Origin of the sequence: Microbacterium sp. 69-7 (assembly GCF_001897985.1) — a bacterium.
GTDB lineage: Bacteria > Actinomycetota > Actinomycetes > Actinomycetales > Microbacteriaceae > Microbacterium > Microbacterium laevaniformans.
The window spans coordinates 3226-9308 of the sequence record NZ_MKRU01000064.1 but is presented as its reverse complement, the minus strand read 5'-3'; the positions used below and the strand labels follow the sequence as shown (position 1 = coordinate 9308).

4 protein-coding genes, 2 tRNA genes and 1 pseudogene are annotated in these 6083 nt (G+C 69.0%); 2 read left to right on the top strand and 5 right to left on the bottom strand.

The window, feature by feature from the left end; all coding sequences use genetic code 11:
• Positions 1–316 precede the first annotated feature (316 nt).
• Positions 317–496 (top strand): annotated as a pseudogene (locus BGN98_RS06325) (IS481 family transposase); the annotation flags it as partial.
• Between the two features lie 482 nt (positions 497–978).
• On the opposite strand, the gene BGN98_RS06320 reads toward BGN98_RS06325, so the two are convergent.
• The 5 genes from BGN98_RS06320 to serS form a co-directional block, all read right to left on the bottom strand.
• Positions 979–1067 (bottom strand) — tRNA-Ser (locus BGN98_RS06320).
• A 101-nt stretch (positions 1068–1168) separates the two neighbouring features.
• Positions 1169–2470 carry an LCP family protein gene (locus BGN98_RS06315; RefSeq protein WP_051498826.1) on the bottom strand — a complete coding sequence of 434 codons (1302 nt, stop codon included), beginning with the start codon at positions 2468–2470 and terminating at the stop codon, positions 1169–1171.
• Positions 2471–2505: 35 nt separating this feature from the next.
• A tRNA-Ser gene (locus tag BGN98_RS06310) sits at positions 2506–2590 on the bottom strand.
• Between the two features lie 96 nt (positions 2591–2686).
• A complete protein-coding gene (locus tag BGN98_RS06305; RefSeq protein ID WP_036288963.1) occupies positions 2687–3616 on the bottom strand; it encodes an HAD family hydrolase in 930 nt (309 codons plus the stop codon).
• The gene (gene serS / locus BGN98_RS06300) at positions 3613–4890 is read right to left on the bottom strand and encodes a serine--tRNA ligase (RefSeq protein WP_036288966.1); all 1278 of its coding nucleotides are present in this window, start codon (positions 4888–4890) and stop codon (positions 3613–3615) included. Before serS ends, BGN98_RS06305 begins: the two co-directional genes overlap by 4 nt.
• A 55-nt stretch (positions 4891–4945) precedes the next feature.
• On the opposite strand from serS, the gene BGN98_RS06295 reads away from it, so the two are divergent.
• On the top strand, positions 4946–6083 hold a 1138-nt coding region (locus BGN98_RS06295), incomplete at its 3' end, for a DUF222 domain-containing protein (protein ID WP_288120293.1).

Sequence of the window (6083 nt, the reverse complement as noted above, 5' to 3'; positions counted from 1 at the left end):
CTCCTGCCAATTCGGGCAATCCTCGATATGCAGCACCTGGATCTTCACACGCCCATTCTCCCGCGCAACTCGCGGCGGCTGGCCACCCCGCACCTTCTTGATCAACACGCCCTAGGTCCCGCGCTCACGCGGGCGAAACCATGCGCCGGACGAGAGCACAGTAAGCAGACTGCTCAGCGCTACCCGGCAGAGCTACGAGACTACTCAACGCCAGCCACTGTCATGTCTCGGGACATCGGTGACGGAACGGCATCAAGACATCGGTCACACTTCCGGGTCGTTAGGTGGTGACACTTCTCGGGCATATCTGTGAGGGATGAGCCCGGTTCAGCCCATCGATCCCCGTGTCCGTCTCGCTATCGCTCAGTGGCCACCCGATGCACCGCGGGGCGCGGTGAGTACGTTCTGCGCCGAGTACTCCATCTCGCGGAAGACGTTCTACGCGATCCGCAAACGCGCGCTTGTGGAGGGGCAAGCGGCGGCGCTCTCGGCGCGCCACGCCCCAGACCCATCAAGCGGAAGCCGAACGAGCCATCGCCACCGGCGCCGTCACCGAACGGGCGGGTGCGTGACGGGATCCGAGTCGCGACCGTCCACCCGAACGGTTCAATCAAGGCCCGTGGCTGCATCTTCAACATCAGCTACGCACTCCGCGGGACCGACGTGTTCGTGCTCTACGAAGCCGCCGGGATCATGGTCTTCGACGACCGCGGCACCCTCATCGTCGAGCACCACTGGCCCCCGCCGGGCCTCCGCTACATCGGCAACGGCCAACCCCGAGACCCAAGAAGAAACCGGGAGTGTCACCGATGTCCTGACACACGAACTGCGACCGATGTCCTGATGCAGAACTGTCACCCATGGCCTGAGACATCACAGACATCACACTCACCACCAACCACGTCGATGACGGGGCAGAAATGGCAGATTTCGTGGCAGAAGCGGAGGAAAAACGTCCCTGATCAGGGATTTTCAGAGCGGAGACGGAGGGATTCGAACCCTCGGTCCCCGTAAGGGGACTCCACCTTAGCAGGGTGGTGCACTAGGCCTGACTATGCGACGTCTCCAGGCGTTCTTCGGCCGGAGCCGCGCGAACGCACCCCGCAATCATAACGGGTTCGCACCGCACTGCCGAACCGGGTGCGGCCGCATCCGGTCGACGGCACGATCAGCGCTGGGCGACGGTGCAGGTCACCTGGGCCGCGGTCTGCCCGGTGATCGACGACGGCAGCTGCACGGCCTCCTGCGTGGGCGTCGGTGCCGCAGCCGTCGCGCCGGCGTCGCCGGTGGCGGTCGGGCTGGGCGTGGCGCCAGGGTCGGCGGGCGACGGCGTCGCCTCACCGACGACCTCGGTGCCGTAGCCGTCGCTCGTCGACCCGGTCAGCTGGATCGGCTGGTTGTTGGCGAGCGCGTCGAAAAGCACCTTGGCCGCCGAGGTGACGGGGTCGACACGGGAGCCGCCGGTCGCATACACCGTGGGGTACTGCACGAAGACGATGTCCTGGTACGGCACGCTGCGCACCGCCATCGCGATCTGCACCATGCTCTGCGGGTTCGCCAACGACTTGCTGAGCACCACCTGCGGTGGATCGGCGGTCACCTGCGAGATCGCGGTGTTGGCGAGGTTGAAGAGGGTCGCCGGGTTGCCCAGCACACCCTCGGACTGCAGCTTGCGCACCAAAGAGCTCAGGAACTGCTGCTGGTTCGAGATGCGTCCGAGGTCCGAGCCGTCGCCGATGCCGTGACGGATGCGCAGGAACTGCAGCGCCTCGACGCCCTTCAGCGTGTGCTCGCCCTTGGTCAGGTTGAGCCCGGTGTGGCTGTCGCTGATGTCGTCGGCGACACAGACGTCGACGCCACCGATGGCGTCGGACATCGCGATGACACCCGTCCATCGCGTCGCAGCGGCGAACTGGATGTCGACGCCGGTCAGCTTCTCGATGGTCGCCACGGTGCAGGTGAGGCCGCCGTACATGTACGAGGCGTTGAGCATCTGGCCGCTCATCGCCGAGTACTGCGTGCCGTCCGGGCCGGTGCACGAAGGGATCGGCACGATCATGTCGCGCGGAAAGGAGACGACCGTGACGCGACGCGGCTGATCGGAGATGTGCACGAGCATCGTGACGTCGTTGCGTTCGCCGTCGGTGTCGCCGGCCTGGCAAGCACCGGAGAGGGCGGCGTTGGGCCCCTCGCACGAGTCGGTGCCGACGACGAGGATGTTGGCGCCGCCCTCGATCTCGCCGAGCGTGGGCGGCAGCTGAACGTCATCGCCACCGATTGAGACACCGGCGGCCTGTACGGCACGCGCGGCATCCCACACATAGAACGCGCCCACGGCCGTCGTGCTCACCACGGCGACCGCGACGATCGCCGCGAGGATCGCGAGCACCTGCGAGAGCGGGTGCGGAGACTTCAGGATGCCGTGGCGGGCGACGGGCTGCCGACGAGGGCGCTCGGGGCGTGGACTCACGGGGGACCTTTCGACAGCGGGCACGACCGCTTCTGCGGAGGGTGTGGGATTCGAACCCACGGGACATCTCTGCCCACCGGTTTTCAAGACCGGGTCCATCGGCCGCTCGGACAACCCTCCCGATGGATGCCGCGGCATCCGTCAGACAGGCGACGAGTCTAGTCGACGCACGATGCCCATCATCGCGCGTCGTCCTGGGCGGCGGCTGAAAAGGCGTCAGAGTTCGCGCAGGATGTCGGCGACGCCGCCGGCGTGCACCGAAGCCGTGACCTCTCCTGCTTCACGGCGCACCTCGTCGGGCCCCTGTCCCATCGCGATGGCACGGCCGCCGTGATCGAGGGCCCAGCGAAACATGCCAAGGTCGTTGCGACCGTCGCCCATCACCAGCACGCGCTCGCTCTCCACGCCGAGCCAGGTGCGCACGCGCTCCAGGGCGGTCGACTTGTCGACGCCCTGCGGCGCGATGTCGAGCCACGCCGACCAGCCCACGGCATACGAGACCTTGGTGAGGCCGATGCGTTCGACGAGGGCCAGGAAGTCCTCGTCGGTCTCGTCGGGCGCGACCACGACGACGCGGCAGACGGGCTGCGCGACGAGCTCGGCGAAGTCGACTCGGCGCGCGTGCGCCAGGTTCCAATCGTCGAGCCGCTCGGTGTAGAGTCGCTCGCCGTCGGCGAGTTCCACCATGTACTTCGCGTGCGGCAGGTGCGCGCGCAAGAGGTCGACGACCTCCGAGGGGTCGAACGTCTCGACGTGGAAGCGCTCGTAGCGGCCTTCTTCCGCGAAGTCGCCCCCGACGCGCTTCATGATGACGGCGCCGTTGGAGCAGACCGCGTACTCCGGGGCGAGCTCGAGCACGTGCTGGATGCCGCGGGTGCCCTCCCAGCTGCGGCCCGTGGCGAGCATCACCTCGTGTCCGGCGCGATGGGCGTGCGCGACGGCCTCCACGACACCCGGACTGAGGGTCTCGTCCTCCAGCAGCACGGTGCCGTCGACGTCGAGCGCGATGAGCAGGCGCTCCGTCGCGACGGCGGGGTTCTCGGCATCCGTCGCCAGATCGTCGACGAGGTGCGCGGCCTTCGGCGCGTCGACGACCTCGATCGCCCCCGTGGGTGGCAGACGGTCTTCGGCGCGCGGGCCGCTCATGCGATCGGCTCCGCCACCTCGAGGCCGCCGAGGTAGGGCCGCAGCACCTCGGGGATCACCACCGACCCGTCGGCGCGCTGGTGCGTCTCCAGCAGCGCCACGATCCATCGGGTGGTCGCGAGGGTGCCGTTCAGCGTCGCGACCGGAGCGGTCTTGCTCGCCACGCCCTCGACGCTCGGCCGGTAGCGCACGTCGAGGCGTCGCGCCTGGTAGGTCGTGCAGTTGCTGGTGGAGGTGAGCTCCCGGTACGAGCCCTGCGTGGGCACCCAGGCTTCGACGTCGTACTTGCGCGCGGCGCTGGAGCCGAGGTCCCCCGCGGCCACGTCGATCACGCGGTAGCTGAGACCGAGGTCCTGCAGCATCTGCTCCTGCAGAGCGACGAGGCGCAGGTGCTCGGCCTCGGCGTCGTCGGGAGTCGTGTAGACGAACATCTCGAGCTTGTTGAACTGGTGCACCCGGATGATGCCGCGGGTGTCCTTGCCGTACGACCCTGCTTCGCGCCGGTAGCAGGTGGACCAGCCGGCGTAGCGCTTCGCACCGGCGGTCAGGTCGAGGATCTCGCCCATGTGGTAGCCCGCAAGGGGGACCTCGCTCGTGCCGACGAGGTAGAGGTCGTCGGCCTCGAGCTTGTAGACCTCGTCGGCGTGCTGTCCGAGGAAGCCGGTGCCGCGCATGACCTCGGGGCGCACGAGCGTCGGGGGGATCATGGGGATGAACCCGGCATCCACCGCGCGCTGGAGCGCGAGGGACATGAGGGCGTACTCGAGGCGGGCGCCGATGCCGGTGAGGAAGTAGAAGCGGCTGCCGGAGACCTTGGTGCCGCGCTCCATGTCGATCGCGCCGAGCTTCTCACCGAGGGCGAGGTGGTCGAGGGGCTCGAAGTCGAAGGATGCCGGTTCGCCGTGCGTACGGACGGTGACGAAGTTCTCCTCGCCGCCGGCGGGAACCCCGTCGATGACGATGTTCTCGATGCGGGCGAGGGCCGCGTCGGCGGCCTCTTCGGCCGCGGTGACGGCCTGCTGCGCCGCCTTCACACGGTCGCTCAGCTCCTTGGCCTGCGCGACGAGCGCGGGCTTGTCCTCCTTCGGCGCCGAGGCCACGGTCTTGCCGTGGGCGTTCTGCGCGGCGCGCAGCTCTTCGAACGCCGTGATCGCCGCGCGCCGGGCACGGTCGGCCTCGATCGCGGCGTCGACGGTGTCGGCCGACTCGCCGCGCGCCTCCTGCGAGCGCTTGACGAGGTCCGGATTGTCGCGGAGAAGGGCGAGATCGATCACCCGACAAGTCTAGTTCGCGGGGTCGCCCCTGCTCGGTCGTCGGGCACGACGGCGGGTGCGCAACCCCTCCTCCACAGATGTACGCCGGCCGACGTCTCGCGAAGTTTTCCACAATATGAAACTGACCAGGGATTTTAAAGCCTGGGATGTCGGAGGGGGCCGGAAGGATGGACTCATGTCAGCGACCACGCTACTCACGGCGGAACCCACGCCTCCGGCCGGACTTACCCCCGCCCAGGTGGAGGTTCTGCGCACGCTGACGCAGCGCGTCGTCGCAGCCCGGGCCGCGAAAGCGGCGGCCGACGCGGCCGAACTCAGGGTCCTGGCCGAGGCCATGGCGCTCGCGACCTCGCGAGGCGCGGAGAGAAGCGATCTGGCGGTGCGCGAGATCGCCGCCGAGCTCGCCGCGGCCGTCCGCGCTTCCGACCGCACGATCCAGGCGCGGATGGATGACGCGGTGATGGCGCTCGGGAGGTTCGGCGCAACGGTCGACGCGCTCGGCAAGGGCGAGATCGAACGGACGCACCTCAACGCGATCGTCGATGCGGGAGCCCACATCGACGATGAGGCGGCGCGCGGCGCGTACGAGGCGGCGGCGCTCGATCACGCGCGACGCGAGAGCCCGGGCCGGCTGCGCCCCGCCGCGCGCCTGCTCGCCCAGCGGTTCGACCCCGTCCCCTCACAAGAGCGCCACACCCTCGCAGCCGCCGCGCGTCGCGTCTGGGTCGATGACGGTGACGACGGCATGGCAGATCTGGTCCTCCGCTGCGCCGCGGCCGTCGCGCACGGCGCCTTCGACCGCGCCACCCGCATTGCCCGCGCAGTCATCGACGCGCGAGAGAAGCCCGATGCCAACCACGCCGAGGGCGCCCGCGATTGCGGTGAGGCTCCCGCAAGCGATGTCCGCACGCTGTCGCAGGTGCGTGCCGACGTGCTGGCCGATCTGATCCTGACCGGCCACGCGACATCAGCGGAATCCGCGTCTTCGATCCCGACCGGCGAGGCGATCCACGCGCAGGTGCACGTCATCGTGCCGGTGACGACGCTCGCTGGCGGAGGCGAGGCCGGGGCCCTCGCGACCGGCGGCCCGATCGATCCCGAATCCGCGCGCCGACTCGCCGCCGGCGCCACCACCTGGACGCGGTTGCTGACCGATTCTTCGGGTCACGTGCTGGCGACCGAGGCCTACCGCC

What these genes read in the sequence shown, in the direction of transcription:
- BGN98_RS06305 (WP_036288963.1), bottom strand. Translation starts at nt 3,616, where the DNA reads ATGAGCGGCCCGCGCGCCGAAGACCGTCTGCCACCCACGGGGGCGATC.